The organism is uncultured Arcanobacterium sp. (assembly GCF_947253055.1).
Lineage (GTDB): Bacteria > Actinomycetota > Actinomycetes > Actinomycetales > Actinomycetaceae > Arcanobacterium_A.
Genome location: NZ_CAMXYE010000019.1, coordinates 1 through 19,426 on the forward strand (window position 1 = coordinate 1; position 19,426 = coordinate 19,426).

General features: G+C 51.0%; 21 protein-coding genes. 17 read left to right on the forward strand and 4 right to left on the reverse strand.

Translation table 11 applies throughout. From position 1 onward, the window contains the following. Positions 1-193 precede the first annotated feature (193 nt). The 13 genes from tilS (at position 194) to Q0X35_RS02275 (ending at position 12,980) form a co-directional block, all read left to right on the forward strand. A complete protein-coding gene (gene tilS, locus Q0X35_RS02215; protein WP_297564908.1) occupies positions 194-1,297 on the forward strand; it encodes a tRNA lysidine(34) synthetase TilS in 1,104 nt (367 codons plus the stop codon). Positions 1,298-1,310: 13 nt separating this feature from the next. Then, positions 1,311-1,865 (forward strand): hypoxanthine phosphoribosyltransferase, encoded by a 555-nt coding sequence (hpt, locus tag Q0X35_RS02220; protein ID WP_297564909.1) that lies wholly within the window; start codon positions 1,311-1,313, stop codon positions 1,863-1,865. A gap of 210 nt (positions 1,866-2,075) precedes the next feature. Continuing rightward, positions 2,076-4,160, forward strand: coding sequence for an ATP-dependent zinc metalloprotease FtsH (ftsH, locus tag Q0X35_RS02225; protein WP_366084336.1), 2,085 nt, complete (start codon positions 2,076-2,078; stop codon positions 4,158-4,160). Then, the gene (gene folE, locus Q0X35_RS02230; RefSeq protein WP_297564910.1) at positions 4,160-4,738 is read left to right on the forward strand and encodes a GTP cyclohydrolase I FolE; all 579 of its coding nucleotides are present in this window, start codon (positions 4,160-4,162) and stop codon (positions 4,736-4,738) included. The genes ftsH and folE overlap by 1 nt, the downstream gene beginning before the upstream one ends. A gap of 8 nt (positions 4,739-4,746) precedes the next feature. Next, complete coding sequence (gene folP / locus Q0X35_RS02235) at positions 4,747-5,541, forward strand: dihydropteroate synthase (protein ID WP_297564911.1); 795 nt, start codon at positions 4,747-4,749, stop codon at positions 5,539-5,541. Continuing rightward, a complete protein-coding gene (gene folK, locus Q0X35_RS02240; protein ID WP_297564912.1) occupies positions 5,541-6,410 on the forward strand; it encodes a 2-amino-4-hydroxy-6-hydroxymethyldihydropteridine diphosphokinase in 870 nt (289 codons plus the stop codon). The genes folP and folK overlap by 1 nt, the downstream gene beginning before the upstream one ends. A gap of 1 nt (position 6,411) precedes the next feature. After that, on the forward strand, positions 6,412-6,939 hold the full coding sequence (locus tag Q0X35_RS02245) for a DUF3180 family protein (protein WP_297564913.1): 528 nt from the start codon (positions 6,412-6,414) through the stop codon (positions 6,937-6,939). An 83-nt stretch (positions 6,940-7,022) separates the two neighbouring features. After that, complete coding sequence (locus tag Q0X35_RS02250; RefSeq protein ID WP_297564914.1) at positions 7,023-7,523, forward strand: PH domain-containing protein; 501 nt, start codon at positions 7,023-7,025, stop codon at positions 7,521-7,523. Next, positions 7,520-9,088 (forward strand): PH domain-containing protein, encoded by a 1,569-nt coding sequence (locus Q0X35_RS02255; protein ID WP_297564915.1) that lies wholly within the window; start codon positions 7,520-7,522, stop codon positions 9,086-9,088. Before Q0X35_RS02250 ends, Q0X35_RS02255 begins: the two co-directional genes overlap by 4 nt. Positions 9,089-9,115: 27 nt before the next feature. Beyond that, positions 9,116-10,018 (forward strand): Rossmann-like and DUF2520 domain-containing protein, encoded by a 903-nt coding sequence (locus Q0X35_RS02260; protein WP_297564916.1) that lies wholly within the window; start codon positions 9,116-9,118, stop codon positions 10,016-10,018. A 2-nt stretch (positions 10,019-10,020) separates the two neighbouring features. Next, complete coding sequence (locus Q0X35_RS02265; protein WP_297564918.1) at positions 10,021-10,149, forward strand: hypothetical protein; 129 nt, start codon at positions 10,021-10,023, stop codon at positions 10,147-10,149. 114 nt (positions 10,150-10,263) lie between these two features. Then, positions 10,264-11,790, forward strand: a complete 1,527-nt coding sequence (lysS, locus tag Q0X35_RS02270) for a lysine--tRNA ligase (RefSeq protein WP_297564919.1) — start codon at positions 10,264-10,266, stop codon at positions 11,788-11,790. A gap of 239 nt (positions 11,791-12,029) precedes the next feature. Further along, positions 12,030-12,980 carry a sugar-binding transcriptional regulator gene (locus Q0X35_RS02275; protein ID WP_297564920.1) on the forward strand — a complete coding sequence of 317 codons (951 nt, stop codon included), beginning with the start codon at positions 12,030-12,032 and terminating at the stop codon, positions 12,978-12,980. A gap of 17 nt (positions 12,981-12,997) precedes the next feature. On the opposite strand, the gene Q0X35_RS02280 is transcribed toward Q0X35_RS02275, so the two are convergent. Then, complete coding sequence (locus Q0X35_RS02280) at positions 12,998-13,399, reverse strand: hypothetical protein (RefSeq protein WP_297564922.1); 402 nt, start codon at positions 13,397-13,399, stop codon at positions 12,998-13,000. Between the two features lie 74 nt (positions 13,400-13,473). Between Q0X35_RS02280 and Q0X35_RS02285 the strand changes: the two genes are divergently transcribed. Then, complete coding sequence (locus Q0X35_RS02285) at positions 13,474-14,511, forward strand: hypothetical protein (RefSeq protein WP_297564924.1); 1,038 nt, start codon at positions 13,474-13,476, stop codon at positions 14,509-14,511. 43 nt (positions 14,512-14,554) lie between these two features. Here Q0X35_RS02285 and radA read toward each other — a convergent pair whose 3' ends face one another. The 3 genes from radA to Q0X35_RS02300 all read right to left on the reverse strand — a co-directional run bounded on the left by radA (position 14,555) and on the right by Q0X35_RS02300 (position 18,214). Beyond that, positions 14,555-15,967 carry a DNA repair protein RadA gene (gene radA, locus Q0X35_RS02290; protein WP_297564926.1) on the reverse strand — a complete coding sequence of 471 codons (1,413 nt, stop codon included), beginning with the start codon at positions 15,965-15,967 and terminating at the stop codon, positions 14,555-14,557. A gap of 94 nt (positions 15,968-16,061) precedes the next feature. Further along, on the reverse strand, positions 16,062-16,730 hold the full coding sequence (locus Q0X35_RS02295) for a TrkA family potassium uptake protein (RefSeq protein ID WP_297564927.1): 669 nt from the start codon (positions 16,728-16,730) through the stop codon (positions 16,062-16,064). An 86-nt stretch (positions 16,731-16,816) separates the two neighbouring features. Next, positions 16,817-18,214: a TrkH family potassium uptake protein gene (locus Q0X35_RS02300; protein ID WP_297564929.1), complete on the reverse strand. Its 1,398-nt coding sequence runs from the start codon at positions 18,212-18,214 to the stop codon at positions 16,817-16,819. A 247-nt stretch (positions 18,215-18,461) separates the two neighbouring features. Here Q0X35_RS02300 and Q0X35_RS02305 point away from each other — a divergent pair, with 247 nt between their 5' ends. From Q0X35_RS02305 to Q0X35_RS02315, 3 genes are all read left to right on the forward strand, one after another. After that, a complete protein-coding gene (locus Q0X35_RS02305) occupies positions 18,462-18,677 on the forward strand; it encodes a helix-turn-helix domain-containing protein (RefSeq protein ID WP_073996722.1) in 216 nt (71 codons plus the stop codon). A gap of 79 nt (positions 18,678-18,756) precedes the next feature. Then, complete coding sequence (locus Q0X35_RS02310) at positions 18,757-18,855, forward strand: 30S ribosomal protein bS22 (protein WP_005504750.1); 99 nt, start codon at positions 18,757-18,759, stop codon at positions 18,853-18,855. Between the two features lie 68 nt (positions 18,856-18,923). After that, positions 18,924-19,391 (forward strand): MarR family winged helix-turn-helix transcriptional regulator, encoded by a 468-nt coding sequence (locus Q0X35_RS02315; protein WP_297564931.1) that lies wholly within the window; start codon positions 18,924-18,926, stop codon positions 19,389-19,391. Positions 19,392-19,426: the final 35 nt, after the last annotated feature.

Genomic DNA, 19,426 nt, shown 5'->3' on the forward strand with positions numbered 1-19,426 from the left:
TTGCCGATGATATTAAACCCGGTACGCTTTATGGCGCGCGCGTGGCGATAGATGAGGCAGTGGCTGCTTTAGCTGAATAGGCTCCAATCGATTAGGAAGAGATATTTCGTCGGTAAAATATGACGGAGTGGGCGGCGGAAAATTAGTTATTCTAACCGCCCGCGGAATTTCTAAAAAGAAAAGAGAAAAGAAAATGGCTGGTCCCCACCGTCTAGTGAGCGCCGCCCGGCACGCCTTGGCAGCAGTTTTTGCAGATTTACCTATTGGATCCCCAGTACTTTTAGCAGTATCTGGCGGACCAGATTCCTTAGCTTTAGCTGCTAGTGCCTGCTATGCTGCCCGAGAGCGAGCCATCCGCCTCTATTCACTCACGGTAGATCATGGTGTTCGCCCGGAATCAGCTGCGGAAGCGGCTGCGGTCTGCCAACAGCTTCAAGCCTGGGGTATTGAAGCGGATATAGCGAAAGTGCAGCTAGGAGTGGGGGACGGCCCAGAGGGAGAAGCCCGTAGTGCGCGTTATGCGGCGCTGGCGGCGCGGGCAGAGCAAATCGGCGTGGTACAGAATGACGGAAATCGGCAGCCGGCTTTGGTGCTCTTAGGGCATAACGCAAATGACCAGGCGGAAACGGTTTTGCTCGGTTTTGGGCGCGGTGCCGGTGCCCGTTCGGTTTCCGGCATGTCTTTCCGCGGTTCGTTACCGCTACACGCTGAGGTACCAATGTGCCGGCCGCTTTTAGAATTTACGCGCGCAGAAATCGAGAAAATCTGTGCGGAGCTGCACTTGCATCCGGTGGAAGATCCCTCTAATAAACCGAGCGGTCCGTGGAAAGCAGCAGACGGTTCTCCTCTCCGCCGCTCCGCTTTACGCTACCAAGCAATCCCGGTCTTAGAAAAAATTCTCGGCCCGGGGTTAGTGCCCGCCTTAGCGCGCACTGCTAAGCTGCTCCAAGCTGATGAAGAGGTATTGAGCGGGCAAGCGGAAAAAATTTTGCTGCAGCTGCTGGCCAAACTAGATAATTCACCGAGCGGGCTAGATAGTTCTCTGCCTGCACTGGCGGGGAAAGAAATAATTTTTTCTTGCGCAGATCTAGCCGCATATCCGCTGGCTTTACGCCGGCGAGTACTGCGTCTGGCATTTTTAGCTGCCGGCGGGCATGGAGGAGAATTAGTATACAGTCATCTTGCTGAGCTTGATAAGCTAGTGCTAGGGCAGGAGAATAAAATTGGAATTGATTTGCCAGGCGTAAAAGCGTGGCGAGATAAGAATTCTTTATCTTTCACTTCGCAGAATAAGTAACACGGGAGGGTTAATGCAGCTGGCAGATACCGGAAATGACATCGAGAAGGTGCTTCTCACAGAAGAGCAGATCAAAGAGAGAATTAAAGAATTAGGGGCAGAAATATCGCGCGATTATGCCGGTAAAGATTTGCTGCTGGTGGGGGTACTAAAAGGGGCCCTTATGGTGATGGCGGATCTTTCTCGGAGTATCTCTTTACAGCTTGAGATGGATTGGATGGCGGTGTCTTCCTACGGAGCCGGCACTAAATCTTCGGGAGTAGTGCGTATTTTGAAAGATCTTAACGAAGATATTAAAGACCGGAATGTGTTGATAGTAGAAGATATTTTGGATTCGGGGCTCACCCTGGCGTGGCTAAAGAAAAATTTGCAATCGCGCGGGCCAGCTTCTATTAAAATTGCTACGATGTTTCGGAAGCCGCAGAGCACGCGCATCCCGGTAGAAGTAAATTATGTGGGATTTGATATACCGGATGAATTTATTGTTGGATATGGTCTTGACTATGCTGAAAAATATCGGCACCTGCCTTTTATAGGCACTTTAGCTCCGCATGTATACGGTGGATAATCATTAATATTGGCAACTTAGACACAGAAATAAATTATTTTGGCAGAGAAAAATTTACCGCGGCGCCGCCGCCGCAGCGACAAAAACGAAAAGCAGCAGAAGCGCCAGCAGAAGCTCAAGCAGCTGGAGGAATCGAACCGGCTTTGGAAGCGGAACGCTAAAGAGGAAGCGGGCCACGCTAAGCATCCAGTTCCTCCAGAAACAAAAGGGGTGCGCCGGCGTCGCCTTATCCTCACCACTTTCCTGCTATTCGTGCTGAGCGGTTTGATTTTTTATTGGATCTTTAATCCAGGCGGTTTTTCTTCTATTCAGACTTCCGAGGGTAAAGAAGTACTGAAAAGTCAACAAATAGAGCGTATCCAAGTCACAGATGGTTCACAGCTAGTGCAAGTGTGGCTGGATAAGGAATACACCCCGAAAGACGAAAAAGGCAAAAAGATGCAGCCTACGAAGCGGGTGCAGTTTCAATATGTGGATCCGGAAGCAGAGGAAATAGCGCAATTAGTCGGCGCGGCTGCCAGTAAGAATGGCTATAATTCGCTCGTACCGCAGCAGTCTTTCTTCACTTCTCTTATCACCATGATGCTGCCAATGATTCTGCTAATTGGCGTATTCCTCTGGCTTTTCCCGCGTTTACAAAGTGGTATGACCGCTTTTGGGAAAGTGAAAAAGGACGGTATGGAATCCGATTTACCGGATGTCACTTTTGCCGATGTGGCTGGAGTAGATGAAGCAGTCGAAGAATTGCGAGAAATAAAGGAGTTCATTGAAACGCCAGAGAAATTCCACAAGATGGGGGCGCGCATTCCGAAAGGCGTGCTGCTCTATGGCCCTCCCGGCACTGGAAAGACCTTATTGGCTCGGGCGGTAGCTGGCGAAGCGGGAGTACCCTTCTTCCATATTTCCGCATCAGAATTTGTGGAAATGTTTGTGGGAGTAGGTGCTTCGCGCGTACGTGATCTTTTCGATAAAGCAAAGAAGAGCGCTCCGGCAATTATTTTCGTAGACGAAATAGACGCCGTCGGGCGCAATCGGGGAAGTGGTATCGGCGGCGGCAACGATGAGCGGGAGCAGACTCTAAATCAATTACTGGTGGAAATGGACGGCTTCGACGAGCGTACCAATGTGATTGTAATTGCCGCTACGAACCGCCCAGACGTTTTAGATTCAGCGCTGCTGCGGCCGGGGCGTTTCGATAGGCAAATCGGGGTAGATGCTCCGGATTTGCTCGGCCGGAAAGAAATTTTGGAAGTGCATGCCAAGGGCAAGCCTTTAATGGATGAAGTAGTGCTGGAAGCAGTGGCGCGGCGGACGCCCGGATTCTCAGGAGCCGATTTAGCTAATACGCTTAATGAAGCGGCATTGCTTGCCGCGCGGCGCGGGCATAGTGAAATATCGGAAGCGGATGTCGATGAGGCCATCGATCGCGTCATAGCTGGACCACAGCGGCGGAGTCGCGTAATGAATCCGGCAGAAAAACGCATGACTGCTTATCACGAAGGTGGACACGCGGTAGCTGCCGCGGCGCTGCACTATACAGACCCCGTCACCAAAGTGACGATTTTGCCGCGCGGGCGCGCGCTGGGATACACCATGGTAATGCCCACCGAAGATAAGTATTCCACTTCCCGCAATGAGCTCCTAGATCAATTGGTTTATTCGATGGGCGGGCGAATTGCGGAAGAGATAGTATTCCACGATCCTTCTACTGGAGCTTCGAACGATATTCAGAAAGCCAGCAGTATTGCCCGGAAGATGGTCACTGAGTATGGAATGAGTTCGCGCGTAGGGCCGGTGCGTCTCGTATCAGATGATCCAGATCCGATGACTCGTTTTGGCGGGGGAAATCAGCGGGAGTATTCCGAAGATTTAGCAGGAGTTATTGACGCAGAAGTCCACGCATTGATGGAAACGGCTACCCAGGAGGCCTGGGAGTTACTCAATGCTAATCGGGAGGTGCTCGACGAGCTAGCGGCGCGCCTACTCGAAAAAGAAACTATTTTAGAGGCGGAACTAAAAGAAATTTTCCAGAACATTCGGAAAGCTCCGCCTCGCGAGCAGTGGCTTTCCGCTCCGAGCCGCCCAGTTTCCGATTTGCCGCCGGTACCGCTTCCTCCGGAGCCAGCGCCGGCTGAACCGAGTGCTGCGGAGCCAAGCGCTGCGGAGCCGCCTGTAACTGAATCTGCTGCTTCTGGGGTGGTACCGCCGGCAGCTACTCCAGGTGATCAGGTACCGCCCACACCCCCAACTGGGCGGCATGCAGCGGAAAGATCTCCGGAGTCAGGTGCAGAATAATGGCAGAATACGATGCCCCGGGGGTGAGAAAAGCGATTCGGGATTTTCTCCGCGCAGTTGGAGAAGATCCTGATCGGGAAGGGTTGCGCGATACTCCCGAACGTATCGAAAGAGCGGCGCGGGAAATTTTTGCGGGTCTCTATGTGGAAGATCCCGCTGCTCCGCTGGCTACGACTTTTGATATTGGCCACCAAGAATTAATTCTGGTACGGGACATTCCACTTTATTCGATGTGCGAGCATCATTTATTGCCTTTTCATGGGCGGGCGCACGTCGGATACATCCCCGGCGAAAGTGGTAAAGTCACTGGGCTTTCTAAGCTGGCGCGTTTAGTGGAAATGTATGCGCGGCGTCTACAAGTGCAAGAGCGGCTCACTTCGCAAATAGCGGATACCTTGTATGAATCTCTAGCTGCGCGTGGCGTCATTGTAGTAATCGAAGCGGAACATATGTGTATGGCAATGCGCGGTGTACAAACTCCGCAAGCGCAAACAGTCACATCCGCGGTGCGAGGAATTATGCGCAATCCGGCTACGCGGGCAGAAGCAATGACTCTGCTTTCCGCTGGCCAGAAATGAGAGCAGCAATGAAAATAATGGGAATTCTGAACGTCACTCCCGATTCTTTTTCTGACGGTGGCCGGTGGGATACCCCGCAAGCAGCAATTACCCAAGGAAAATTACTACAGCAACAGGGCGCGGAGATTATTGATATCGGCGGAGAATCTACTCGTCCCGGCGCCGCGGCAATTTCGCCAGCCCAAGAATGGGAGCGCATTGCCGAGGTGGTGCGGGAACTAGCTTCGGAAATAACCGTATCGGTAGATACCTACCACAGTGAAACGGCAGCAGCCGCAGTGGCAGCGGGTGCAGCTATTGTAAATGACGTGACTGGCGGGCAAGGAGACCCGCGGATGTTTGCCACGATTGCCGAATTGGATTGCCTCTATATATTGCAGCACGGTCGGGGTAATGCCCGCACTATGAATAGCCTCAATAATTATGCGGGAGATATCGTAGAAGTAGTTTGCCAAGAGCTACTCACTCAGCGCGATGCGGCGGTGGAGGCAGGAATAGCTCCGGAGCGCATAATACTTGACCCTGGTTTAGGTTTCGCTAAATTAGGGAAGCAAGATTGGCAAGTCCTAGCCGGGATAGAAAAATTTAATTCTCTCGGGCACCGCGTGCTAATCGGGCAATCTCGAAAAAGATTTTTAGCAGCTGTAGATCCAGACGCCGCAGCTCCGGATCGTGATTTAGCCACTGCCGTCCTCTCCGGAATTCTCTGGGAAAAACATATCTGGGCGGTGCGGGTGCACAATGTGGCTGCTTCTCGGCAAGCCATCGCAGTGCATAAATTGCTAGCAGAGCAGAGGGTCTAATGTATGCGGATTGGATTACTCTAAAAGGCGTAGCGCTAGCGGCTCGGCACGGAGTATTTGCTTTCGAAAAAGCGCGGGCGCAGGAATTCTTAGTAGATATTTCGTATCAGGTAATTACCGCCGGAGCGATAGCTGCAGATGAAATTGAGCAGAGCATATCGTATGCCGATGTGGCGGAATGTGCTCGGAAAATAATGGACGGAGAATCCGTCAATTTAATTGAGACTCTGGCACACCGCATTGCTCTGGAAGTGCTTAATTTAGGTGCGCGCCAAGTAAAAGTAACTGTGCATAAACCGCAGGCTCCCTTAGAAATAGAATTTCAAGACGTATATGTGGAGGTAGAGCGGCAAGCGGAAATTTTCCGGCCGGCGCCGCGGCGTTACGTAATTGCTCTCGGGGCAAATTTAGGAGATTCCGCGGGTACTTTAAAGCAAGCAGTGCATGAGTTAGGAAAAATAGCAGATATAAAGAAATGTTCCTCTTTTTACCGCTCCGCTCCGTTGCTCGCGCCGGGGCAAACCCCGCAACCTCCGTATATAAACGCCGTTTTAGAAGCAGAATTTCTTATTTCCCCACTGGAAGTGCTGCATAAGCTACAAGAGCTAGAAGTGCGCTTTGGAAGAATAAGAACTGAAAGGTGGGGAGCGCGCGTCCTTGATTTAGATATTATTACGGCTGGTGATATAACTTCGAGTGATCCAGAGCTGCAGCTTCCGCATCCACGAGCGGCACAGCGCAGATTCGTGCTGGAACCGTGGGCGGAAATTTCTCCGCACGCGCAGCTGGGAGGAGTGCCAATAGTTGATTTACTGGCAAAAGTCGCCGCGCAAGAGGTGGAAATATGCCGCCCCCAGCAGGAGAAATAAAGTGAAAAAAAATTCTTCTTCCCCCACTGGCTCTTCCGGATCGCCTAAGCTCCAGCCCACCTCCTTCTGGGAGTTAGCTATCTGTGCGCTGCTGCTCGGAGGAGCGGGTTTTGTTTTTGCCAAAATTTGGATACGGGCGGGGCAAGTGCCGCTATTTGTGCCGCGTTGGACCTTCCTCATGCCTTTTTTAATTGGAATTTTCGTGCTCTGGCAAGGGTGGGTGGTGCGCACATATCGGAGCGGTAAACGCGCTCTTTCTCCTCTCCAAGCTGGCCGTATCTGGTTGCTCAGTCAAGCCGCTTCTCGCACCGGCGCATTGCTGGGAGGGGCTGCGGCCGGAATTCTTTTTTGCTATCTGGATATAAGCGGTAATGCTTTTTTGACGCAGCAAATCTGGAATTTCTTATTAGTGGTAATCGCTTCCATATTTTTAACTAGCGTCGGCTGGGTAGTAGAGCGCTGGTGCATAGTAGAAGATAAAGATGACGATTCTCACTCTCCGGGGGCTCCTTTGGCAGAACCAGCTTAAGAACGCTGCAGTTAAACTAAAAATAAATCATCGACTTGCTGTTAAGCAGTGGAAAATTCTACACATTCGCAAGAGAGGTTGCTGTGCAAAAATCCTTAGGAACGGATATTGAATTTATTCCGGTAGATCCCGCTTACTATCGCGTGTTATTACTTACTGCTCTATGTGGCACAATAGCGGGGATTATTCCCCTTTCCCTCCTCACTTTTTTCTACGGCAGCGCCGCTTTCCCCGGCATAATTTGGTGGATCGTTTTAGGAATTTTTCTTCTCGGGGTTATCTGGGTGTTTTACCTGGTGCGGCGGCGGGCGCGGGCGCTCGGTTATGCAGAGCTAGAAGAAGTGCTTGTAATTCGCCGCGGCGTCATGTTTCAATCGATAACCGCTATTCCCTACGGGCGGATGCAGCAAGTAAATATCAACCGCGGGCCATTCCTGCGCCACTATGGCTTAGCCGAGGTAGAGCTAGTGACGGCTTCTGCTGAAAGCAATGGAAGTATTCCCGGATTGCGGGCAGAAACCGCCGAAGCTCTCCGGATGCGTCTCACTGCTTTAGGTAACGCCAATCGGGTGGAGGGGCTGTGAGTGCAGATAAAGTAAGTACCTCAGAATGGCGGCGTTTCCATAAAGTCACTCCGCTCGCCAGTGCTGGCTCTTTTTGGCTAGTGCTACTTTTTGGTCTGTACCAAGTGGCGAGTAATTTAGTGGAAAACGGGGGAATACAAGATTTACGGGAGTCGCTGCGCTCCGGCGATATTTATTCAAAGACTCTCTATATACTCGGTGGGGTAATACTGATAACCCTTGGCTTAGTGGTATTTTCGGTAATCTCCTGGCGGAGAAAAAAATACGCCATCAATGCCTCCGGTATTCACTTGCGCCAAGGAGTATTTTGGCGGAGTCATTCGCATATGCGCTGGGATAGATTGCAGTCAGTCGAAGTAAAACAGACACTTTTTGGGAGAATCTTCGGTTTCGGCTCTCTGCAGCTCACTTCAGCTGGGGCTAGTGAAGATCCGCTCGAGCTCGGTTTGCTGCGCCTAGCAGACTGCGCAAAACTGCGCAAAGAAATTCTTCAAGGCCTGGAAGCTGCGCGCTCTGGAGATACAAATTTCTTTGCAAATATAGCAGCGGAGAAATCTAGCATAACCACCGAAGAAGATACGCCGGAAGCTCTGCTGCGAGCCACCCTAGCAGCCACTAGCGCAGAAACTACCGAAAATTCGCTCGCGATTCCGGTATTCGACGTAGATGACGAAGCGGGAGATAATCTCATATTCTCGCTACCTACCGGCAGATTGATTGGCTCTCGCCTATTGGATATGGGCAGTTTATTAGCAGTAATATTTGCAGCTGCGCTATTGGTAGTACAGGTGTTGGATAATAAGGGTGGAATACTAGGACTTTTAATTGTGCTGATAGCTGCTTCCCAGCAGGTAGTCAAACCAATTTTGAAATCTTATGGCACAAAAGTCTATCTTTCTCCGCAGGGCTTACGCCGCAGGTCCGGGGCTACTACCGTAGTTACGCGCACCTACCCTCCGCAGCGAATTCACGCCGTAGAAGTAACGCAGAAAATTCTTTGGAAACCGCTAGGCTGGTGGCAAATAGAGATAACTGCAGCCGGAGAAAAAATACTCGAAAACCTCTCCGATACTTTTGTGAGTGTCGCGCGGCGCGCCGAAATGCAGCATTTGCTGTGGACGATTTTACCGCAACTAGGGGTGGAGGATTCCGATGCACTTCTCGAAGAAGCATTTCGGGGGCAGGGCAGCGGAAAATACTTTGCCGGGGCGCCGGCGCGGGCGCGACTCTTTGATCCGATCGGTGCGCCGGGACGGGGAATATTTGCCAATAAAAGAGTGATAATTATGCGCTCGGGTAGATGGGGAAGATCAGTGAGTTTTACTCTGCAAGACCACATTCAATCGCACGCTTTTTCCACCGGACCCCTCCAGCGCCAGCGCTCTTTAGCGAGCTTTTCGGTGCACACTATACCGGGAAGTACCCGCCGCAAAGTGCGGAATTTAGATGTCGATTATCTATGGAAACTGTGGGCAGAAGAAGAGGCATTGGCGGCGCAAGCGCGCAGCGTGGGCGTGAGTGAATCCTTAAAAGAGTGGAAAAAACGAATCGGTTTTTCGGCTTAAACTATTTTCTTTTACACGAGGAATTGCATGAGCAGTACGGGAAGATTGGGTATTGGTATTATCTCCGCTGGCAAAGTTGGAGCTACTCTAGGTAATGCGCTGCGGGGGCAAGGCCATGCAATTATCGGTGCCTACGCTGCTTCGGAAGATTCACAAGAGCGTTTAGCTACTTTACTTCCCGGCGTACCAGCTTTAGAGGTCACTGCAATTGTGGAACGCGCTGAGCTGGTGCTACTGGCAGTTCCAGATGACGAATTAGCACCGCTCGTGGCTGGGCTGGCGAAATTATCAGCCTGGCAAGCTGGGCAAATAGTAATCCACACCGCCGGGCGTTACGGCGCAGAAGTATTGGCACCCGCGCGGGCGTTAGGGGCGCTCTGCCTAGCTATTCATCCGGCCATGACTTTTACCGGTACTTCCCTCGATATAGCGCGCCTACGGGGCTGCCCTTTCGCCGTGACTGCGCCAGCATCTTTACAGCCAATTGGCCAAGCTTTAGTGGCAGAGATAGGTGGAGAGCCGGTGATAGTGGCAGAAGCCGATCGCACTGCCTACCATATGGCGCTCAGCCACGGCGCTAATCATAGCGTCACGCTCATTAGCCAATCCCTACAAATACTGGAAAAAATCGGCATAGCCAATCCAGGAGAATATCTCCGTCCGCTTATGCAAGCGGCCGTAGAAGAGGCCTTGCAATCTGGTGATGCACTTTTGACGGGTCCAATTTCGCGCGGAGATACGGGCAGTGTGGCGGCGCATTTGCAAGCCTTGCAAGAGCTAAGCGAAGAAGATAGTAGCTGTGTAAATACGGCAGCTACCTATCGTACTTTAGGAATTGCGACGGTGGCTCGAGCGGCTTGGCGCGGAAAAATTTCGGAGAGTAAAGCGGCGGAGTTACTGGCCTTATTGGTGGATGAGGCTGCGGAGTAGTTTTGGGTCAATTTTTAGCTAGTACTTTCTTGCCGGCTGCCGCGGATTTCCAAGGTGCCGCGCGTATTATTCTGGCCACGTGGGTAGCAGGTATCCGGCTTATAGACAACCTCGCTATAGAAATAAAATGAAGCTGCGCTGCTTATCACGCGCTGGCACCGGCCGGAAGCAGCAGAAAATTATATACTTAGGGCAAGCCCGCCGGGCGAAAAGATAGGCTTTTTAAGAAAATGAATGGGAACTCCATGAATAGAAATACGCAATTCGGAGAAGAAGATATTCCTGAGCAGATTCAGGTGCGGAAGGCCAAGCGGCTGCGGCTTATGGAGCGCGGGCACGATCCCTATCCTGCTGAGCTGCCCATTACCTCTACAATTCAGGAAGTACGGGCTAAGTATAGCGATGTGGCGCCGGGAGAAGAATTGCCAGACGAAGTGGCACTGGCGGGGCGAGTTATGTTTATGCGCCCGTCGGGGAAAATTGCTTTCGTGGTACTGCAAGCGGGAGATGGCACGCGGCTGCAAATCATATTTTCCCTCACCAATGTGGGGAAAGAAGAGCTAGATAATCTGAAGGCAGATGTAGATTTAGGAGATCAGATTTTCGTATCTGGCCACATCGGCGCTTCCCAGCGCGGAGAGCTTTCTGTCTTTGCACACAGCTGGCATATGGCTTCGAAGTCTTTACGGCCTCTGCCGAAGACTTTCACTGACGCCGATGGACATGAGAGTAGCTTAAATGAAGAAACGCGGATTCGCCGGCGGCATCTTGATTTAATTACCCGCCAGAGCGCGCGCGATATGGTGCGGATTCGGGCAGCTCTTATGCGCTCGCTACGGCGTACTTTTGAGAGCCAAGATTATATCGAGGTGGAGACCCCTATACTGCAGACCCTACACGGAGGTGCGGCAGCTCGGCCTTTCACAACTCATATTAATGCTTATGATGAAGATTTATATCTGCGCATTGCCACGGAGCTCTATCTGAAACGCTCTGTAGTAGGAGGAGTAGATAAGGTATACGAGATAGGGAAGAATTTCCGCAATGAAGGTGCAGATTCTTCGCATTCGCCGGAATTTACTGCTTTGGAAGCCTACCAGGCTTACGGCACCTACGATACGATGGCGCAGCTAGCGCAGGATTTAGTGCAAAATGCCGCTCGGGATATTTTCGGCACCACCTCTGTCACTCTCGCCGATGGGAGTATCTATGAACTAGGGGGAGAGTGGGCGCAACTAGACCTCTACGGATCACTTTCGGAGAAACTGGGAGAAGAGATAACGGTAGATACGCCGCGGGAGCGTTTGGAAAAAATTGCGCAGCAGCATGATATCGGCGTTAAAGATTATGCGGTAAACGGCAAAATCGTAGAAGATATTTGGGAAGAGCTCGTGGGCAATCATCTCTATGCCCCCACCTTTGTGCGCGATTTCCCAGAAGATACTTCGCCGCTTACCAGATATCACCGGAGCAAGCCCGGCTTGACGGAGAAATGGGATCTTTATATTCGCGGAGTGGAAACTGGTACCGCCTATTCCGAACTAGCAGATCCGGTGGTGCAGCGCGAGCGCCTTACGCAGCAATCTTTAGATGCTGCTAATGGCGATCCAGAGGCTATGCAGCTCGATGAAGAATTTATCGAAGCGATGGAGTATGGTTTCCCGCCGTCCGGTGGAATCGGGATGGGAATCGATCGTATTCTAATGGCCATGACTGGTTTAGGAATTCGGGAAACGATTACTTTCCCCTTCGTGAAACCGGCGCAAAAGTAGCAAAAGTAGCAAAAGTAGCGGTTTTCTAAAATTCTTAAGCAGCGCTGTTTTTCTGTAAAACTGTGCAGAATTAAGATTGCGCTGCGTTTAAGTAAGATTTGTGCTGCGCAGAACTAAGGTTTTGTGGGTGCAGTGGGTAGGTTTTCTTAGCCTTGCCCAAATGTGCAATTTTGTGCTTTCCTTTTAGGATATCTTGCAGGCGTATATTATAGAAGCAAGATACAACGGAGGAGAAACTCATGGCGGAAAGGCAGAATATCGCTTATGAAGCGGCGGTAATGCACTACGTGCAGGGTGAAACTATGGAATCTATCGCCCGCCGCTTAGGGATTTCGCGCTCCACCGTCTCGCGGATGGTGAAAAAAGCTCGCGATGCGGGTTATGTACAGATTACTCTGCACCCGCCACAGGAACTTGCCGATAATTTAGGCCAGCGGCTTTCCCGTAAATTTGGTATCAATACGCACGTGGTAGCGGTTCCTTTTGGAGCCAATGAAATTCGCCGTCTGGAAGTGGTAGCCACGATGGCGGGGGTGATTATTTCCGAAGCAATCGCTCCGGCGGATGTGGTCGGAGTGGCGTGGGGAAACACCATTGCGGCAGTGGCAGATGCCTTAGTCGTGAAGCCAGCAGCTGGTTCCCTAGTGGTGCAATTGAACGGCGCTGCCAACCAAGTGACCACGGGAATTCCTTATGCGGGAGAGATTATGGCAGCTTTCGGGAAAGCTTATGGTTCTGCACTCTGCTATTTCCCCGTTCCGGCTTTTTTTGACTATGAAGATACGAAAACAGCTCTGTGGAAAGAAAAATCAATTCAGAGCGTGCTGAATTTGCAAGCAAAAGCGAATGTGGCCATCTTTGGCGTGGGCTCTTTAGGATCTTCGATGCCTTCGCAGGTTTATACCGGAGGATATTTGACTGCCAGTGAAATGGAGGAGCTGAGCCGAGAAGGGGTAGTGGGTGACGTCTGCACGGTATTGCTGCGTGCAGATGGCTCTTGGGAAGATTTACCTCTCAATAGGCGGGCAACTGGCCCGACTCCGGCCGCTCTACAAAAAATTCCCCGCCGAATTTGCGTGGTAGCGGGTGTGGAAAAAGCCGTTCCGCTTTTGGCTGCTTTACGGGCGGGAGTGGTCACCGATTTAATTATTGACGAAGATACGGCGGTCAAGCTGGAAGAAATTTGCTGAGAATAGCTACGCCTAGGCTATTTCTGGCGGGCAGATTTTAGATAACGAGCCGCTAGAAAGCATCCAGCTGGACTTTGTAATCCTAACAGGGTCATAAGAAATACGGGGAATAAGGAAAAACCGCTTATTAAGCTAATAATAATTCCGCTCAGCAGCAGTAGAATACCGGAAATTCCCGCTCCAGAAAAAATTTTTATCCACGGGGTGGTTGCCGGCATGGGAGAAAAGTGACTTTTCCCGACCGCATATCCGGCTACGCTTAAGGTGGGTAGAGCCGGTAAAAAGACCGGAAGCAATGCTGTAAGAGAGTGGTCGGGGTTGTAAATAGAGACCAGCAAACTAATCGTGAGTACAGTGAGCACTAGGAGAGCTAAGAAACTGCCTATCCGGATTATTCTTTGAGGAGAGATGCTGTGCATAGCAGTATCTTAACAGGCACGCCTAGAGCGGCAAATGCTTTTCCAGTGCTCCTATTCAAGCTACCGTGTAGAGTATGGCAGAAGGTAAAAATAGCAAGCGTCCGCGATCGAAAAAAATAGCGCTGGCGGGGAAAAAGACGCCGCATCTGCGCGGTAGTGAGCGGGCGCAAAATAGCGGACGAGTGCAAAGTGGTAGGCGAGCACAAAGTAGCCGGCGGCAGCCAACTAGGGGGCGCAATTCCGCTCTGCCTAAGCCGGGAAACAGGCAAAAATCGCGCCGTAACGATACCGATTCTGCTCTTATGCCGCAGCTGGGAAAGAAAAGCCGGCAAAATAAAACGGCGGCGCCTGTGCAAAATTCTCGCTCCAGAAGTAGGGATGGGCAAAGCGCATTCTCGCGGATGAAAAATAATTGGGCAGAGAGTTCCCAGCGGCAAAGATGGATTTTACGGATATTACTGCTCCTTGGGGCAATTTTGGCGGTTTTCTTAGTGATACATACTATTCGAGGTGCGGTGGCAAGTATGCAGGAAAATCGCACCCAACCGAGCGCGGCAGAAAATTTTGCTCCGGTGCCTTGTAGCACTGCCATGCTCGATACCACGGTGGCACATAATGCGCCGGCTGCGGGAGAGCCAGTTTCTTTTACTATTACTTTGAAAAATTCGGCCGGGCAGAAAGCTTGCTATATCGATATGGGGTATGCCAATGCGGAGCTGCGGCTCTGGAGTGGGAATCAGACTATTTGGGATTCACAAAAATGCCAAGCAGGTGAAGAAAAACGGGTGTTGCTGCTCGATAAAGGCTTAAGTACCACCCATACTCTGTATTGGAATGGCAATGCGACTGATGCGGCTTGTGCTGATTTGTATCCCGCTAAACCTGGCACCTATAAGATGCAGCTCTATATAGGTGGGGAAAAAGCGGGGGGAGAAAATAGCTTTTTCTTAGGTGGTGCTGGCGGTAGTGCCAATGCGGATAATGCTAATGAGAATAGCGCCGGCGGTGCTGGTAATGCAGGCGATGCCAGCGGTACAGGAGATGCTGCCGGCAGCGCGGGCGGCGATGTAGATAAGTCTGCGCCGGCCGCAGATGATACCCCACAAGATTAGTAATTCCGCTATTTAACTCGAAAGAGCAGAATTTTCTAAATCGCTAGTGCAGAGAATTATTGCGGGTGCGAATTTGCTGCGGCGAAATTGGTAAAACTGCTTCTAGAGCAGCCGCTATATCGTCTATGGGCCGTAAATCCATGCCCGGCGGAGTAGTTATTTTTTCGGTGCCGGCCGGAATCAAGGCAATTCGGAATCCTAATCTGCCAGCTTCGTTTAACCGCTGTTGCAGGCCAATTACCGGGCGCAGCTCGCCAGTTAAAGATACCTCTCCAATAGCTACCACTCCAGGTGCAAGTGGCAAATCCACAGCAGATGATACCAGAGAGAGCGCCACCGCTAAATCGCTGGCTGGCTCGGGCGCGCGCGCACCACCTACTGTAGATACGAATATATCTTGCTTTTCAAAGGCAATTCCTAAACGGGATTGGATTACCGCGAGCATCATAGCTATACGTGAATAATCGACTCCAGAAGTGGTTCGGCGGGGAGCACCGGGGGCGGGCACGGAAAGTGATTGAATCTCTACCGGCATCGGGCGGCGTCCCTCTAAAGTGACGGTTACGCAAGTACCCGGCACCGTATTTTTACGGGCAGAAAGAAATAGACCGGAGGGATCGGCCAGACCCTGAATACCAGCATTATGGAGTTCAAAGCAACCTACTTCATCGGTGGCGCCATAGCGATTTTTTACTGCCCGCAGGAGGCGCAGCCGCGAATGGCGATCTCCTTCAAATTGGCATACTACATCCACTAAATGCTCTAAAGTGCGCGGGCCGGCAATGGTGCCATCCTTCGTGACGTGCCCTACCAGCATCACCGGCAGATTTCGCTCTTTCGCTTCGGCAATAAGTGCGGTGGCTACTGCCCTTACTTGTGCAACTCCTCCGGCTGCTCCTTCCACATCGGGGTGAGCGAGAGTTTGCACCGAATCGACAATCAACAATGAAGGAGAACTATATTCGAGATGACCTAGCACTTTTTCTACCGAATTTTCCGCGGCCAGTAGGAGTCGCGGATGTACAGCGCCAATCCGCTCGGCGCGGGCGCGCACCTGCGCCGCTGATTCTTCTCCAGTTACATACAGTATTGGGCCAGCGCCACTCTGCTCCGCCGCAATTGCCGCTTTGCCGGCTACACTCAAGAGAAGAGTCGACTTTCCAATTCCCGGATCTCCGGCTAGCAGCATTACCGCTCCCGGCACTATTCCTCCGCCCAGCACCCGATCGAGCTCATCTTCGCCGCTCGGATATTTCTGCGCTATTTCGCCCGATATCTCCGTAATGGGTTGGGCAGGAGTATAGGGCAAGCTCACGGCAATGCGCGCTGCGCCAATCCGCTCTGCTTTTTCTACTACTGTGCCCCAAGTTTGGCATTCCCCGCAGCGGCCAGCCCACTTGGTGGTGGTCCAGCCACATTCGGTGCACATAAAAACGGTGGTACTCTTCTTTGCCATATACTCAGCTTAGCTGCCGTCTCCGAAAATTTTTATGTCGCGGCGCGAAGAGTTCGAGTAGATTTGCTAATTTTATGTGCTTAGATTTGCCAACCTAGCTGCGATTGGCGAAGGCTTCTAAGAGCGAAGTCTCCCCGGATACTATCAGTACATCTCCAGTGTTGATTTGGGTCTGCGGATTGGTATATTCAAAAGGTTGCCCCGGAGATTTTACGCCAATAAGAGTAATACCGTATTTTTCCGACAATTTTAAGTCCGCAACAGTAAACCCAATTGTTTCTTTCGGCGGCAGCATCTTCACGATCGTGAAATGATCTTCCATCTCAATAAAATCAAGCATCTTTCCGGAAAGCATATGAGCCACGCGCTGCCCGGCGTCATACTCGGGATAAACGACGTGATGTGCACCAATACGTTTCAAAATTGTGCCATGTTCGCGGGAGGTGGCTTTTGCCCAAATTTGTTTAATCCCCAAATCCACTAAATTAGCCGTAATCAGCACGGAAGATTCTAGGGATGTGCCTACGCCTACTACGGCAATTCCGAAGTCTTCTGCCCCCAGCTGCACTAATGCTTCTGCGGAGCGGGCATCAGCCTCTACTACGCGAAAACGGTGTGACCAAGTTTGAGCTAAGACAGCATTCGCTTCCACCGCCAGCACACTTTTTCCCAATTTATTTAAAGTCACGGCGATAGCAGTACCGAAGCGGCCTAGCCCGATTACCAGAATTCCTTCGCTAGTATTATCTTTGCTGCGCGCCATAATTTTCCTTATCTAAATATCTGGGAATTCCCTAACTTTTACAGCTAGTTTTCTACTACTTAGATTCTAGTGGTTTTTGTGCGCCACTAGCCAATAATTGGTCGTTCTTCCGGGAGACGAATCACGCGCCGGCGTTGGCGCAAAGCGAGCGCTGCCGCAAAAGTCATAGTGCCTGCTCTGCCTAAATACATGAGCACTATGAGGGTAATCTGGGCACTTCCGGGGAGGAAAGGAGTAATTCCCGTACTTAAACCACAGGTGGCGTAAGCAGAGATAGCTTCAAAAAGCACTTGGGAAAGCGAATATGGAGTGGTTTGCAGCAAAATTATGGTGGCGATTCCCACCAATGTGGCCCCGAGGAACGTGACGGAAATAGCTAAGCGGGTGACATTTGCCGGTATTCTTTTCCCAAATATTTCGGAATCTCGGTCGCCGCGTGCCTCCGCCAGTACCGCCAAGAGCAAGACGCTGAAAGTAGTCACTTTTATGCCGCCAGCTGTACTAGCGGAACCGCCCCCGATAAACATCAAGATATCGAGTATGAACCAAGTAGATTCGTGCATATTTCCCACATTCACAGTGGAGAGGCCCGCTGAGCGGGCACTTGCCGCATGGAAAATAGAAGCCAGAACTTTTCCGTCTCCGGAGAGCCCGCCGTAAGTACCGACGTTATTCCATTCCAGAATCATTAACGCAAAACAAGAAACGAGGAAAATTCCTAGATAGGTGAGCAGAGTGAGGCGAGTGTGGAGTGTCCACTTTTCTATTTTTCGCCCGGCGCTAGCGATATTTAAGGCTACGGGAAAACCGATGGCGCCAATCATCGCTCCGATAGCTACGGGAATACAGAAAGCCCAGTTGCCGACAAAGGGACTGATTCCCGCGGATAGAGTGGTAAAGCCGGCGTTGTTAAAGGTGAATATAGAAGCAAAAATTGCATTTCCCACTGCTTCTATAAAGCTCTGATCTTGGGTGATGAAAGTTGGTAAGAGAGCCAGAGCCAGCAGCGTCTCTACTACGGCCGAAGTGATTACTACTGCGCGCAGGAGTGTGCCGACTTCGCCGAGGCGGGTCTTTGTTTCCCGTGCAATCAATAGCCGCTGAGTTAAGCCGATATGCCGCGCTACCGCTAGACCGAGTATAGAAGCGATAGTCATAATGCCGAGCCCGCCTACCTGCACGGCTAAAGCGATAATAATATGCCCGAGTGGTGTCCAAAAAGTAGCTATTTCTACTACCGTCAAGCCAGTGACGCAGACGGCAGAAGTGGCGGTAAAAAGGGCAGCTAAGAAGTTGGGGGAGCCGGGGCCGTTATAGGTGTAGGGGATGAGGAGCAGTAAAGTGAAAAAAAGAATTGTGCCCGCAAATACTAAGAGCGCAAAGCGTGCCGGAGAATCGGTGGCTAAGTGATCAATGTATTCGCGAAAGCTAACTAATTTTTTTTCTAGCTTAGAGCGCGGGTGCATCTGGGGAATTGCCGGCACCGTTCCTCCTTTCTTCTGCTGCTTCTGTACCTAGCGTAGACCTAATTCTCAATAAAATATCCATTTGTGACGGGCGAAGCAAATAAAATTCCTAATTTTTCTGTCCTTTTCAGTATTTTCGTGTAAGCTGGGGTGGTAATCCCGTTTTCCCATCTCTGCGGAAAGTAGCGAGGGGGAAAATCCGGAAGCAAAAGATGTGGAATAGTCCCAGATATATATCTGGCTGAAAAAAGTAGGACGGGTACGGATGGCGCAGCTATCGAATTCGGCTCCGCAGTTTTTTACGGTTGCGGAAGTCGCCGATGTTACGCGGGTTTCGCGAATGACGATTTACCGTATGATACACGCGGGAGAGCTGCCGGCAGTGCGAGTAGGAAGCTCCTATAGAGTGCCTCGTTCCGCTTTAAGTCAGCTGCTCTCCGGGGAATCGGAAGATCAGCAGCGAGAAGTTTTCGGCGCCTAGACTTTCGGGTATTATTTCTAGTAACATTTTCCATGTTCGTAGGTAGCCTAGCTACTAAAATATATTGTGGAGGTAACCGTTGGGTTCCGTAATTAAAAAGCGCCGCAAGCGCATGTCCAAGAAAAAGCACCGCAAATTGTTGCGTAAGACTCGCCATCAGCGTCGCAATAAGAAGTAGCGATAGGCAGTGATTTGAAATGAGGCTCAATCGAAAGATCGAGCCTCATTGGTACAAAGAGGGAAGTCGTGGAAGGCAATAAGAACGATATACAGTGGTTAGATGCCGAAGAGCAGAAGTCTTGGCGGGCGTTACTACAGGGTATTTCAAAATTCTTAGCTGCTGCGAATGCTGATTTACAGCAGCAAGAAGATCTTTCTCTCTCCGAATATGAAGTGTTGGCTTATCTGAGTGAGGCGCCGGGGAGGCAGCTGCGTATGTCGCAGTTAGCGCAGAATTTGGTGCATTCGCGTTCGCGGCTCACTCATACGGTACATCGCCTGGAAAAGCAAGAATATGTACAGCGTTTGCAGTGTGCAGATGATAAGCGGGGGCGAAATTGTATTCTTACGGAAAAAGGCTGGCAGAAAATACAGAGCGCCGCGCCGGTGCACGTGGGTTCCGTGCGCAAATACTTGATCGATTCCTTAACTAGGAAAGAATTTTTAGAGTTGGGGCGAATTTTTGCGCAGATTATGCCCGATGAAAAGGAATAAAAGATGGATTTAACTACTGTGCATTTAGTCCGGCA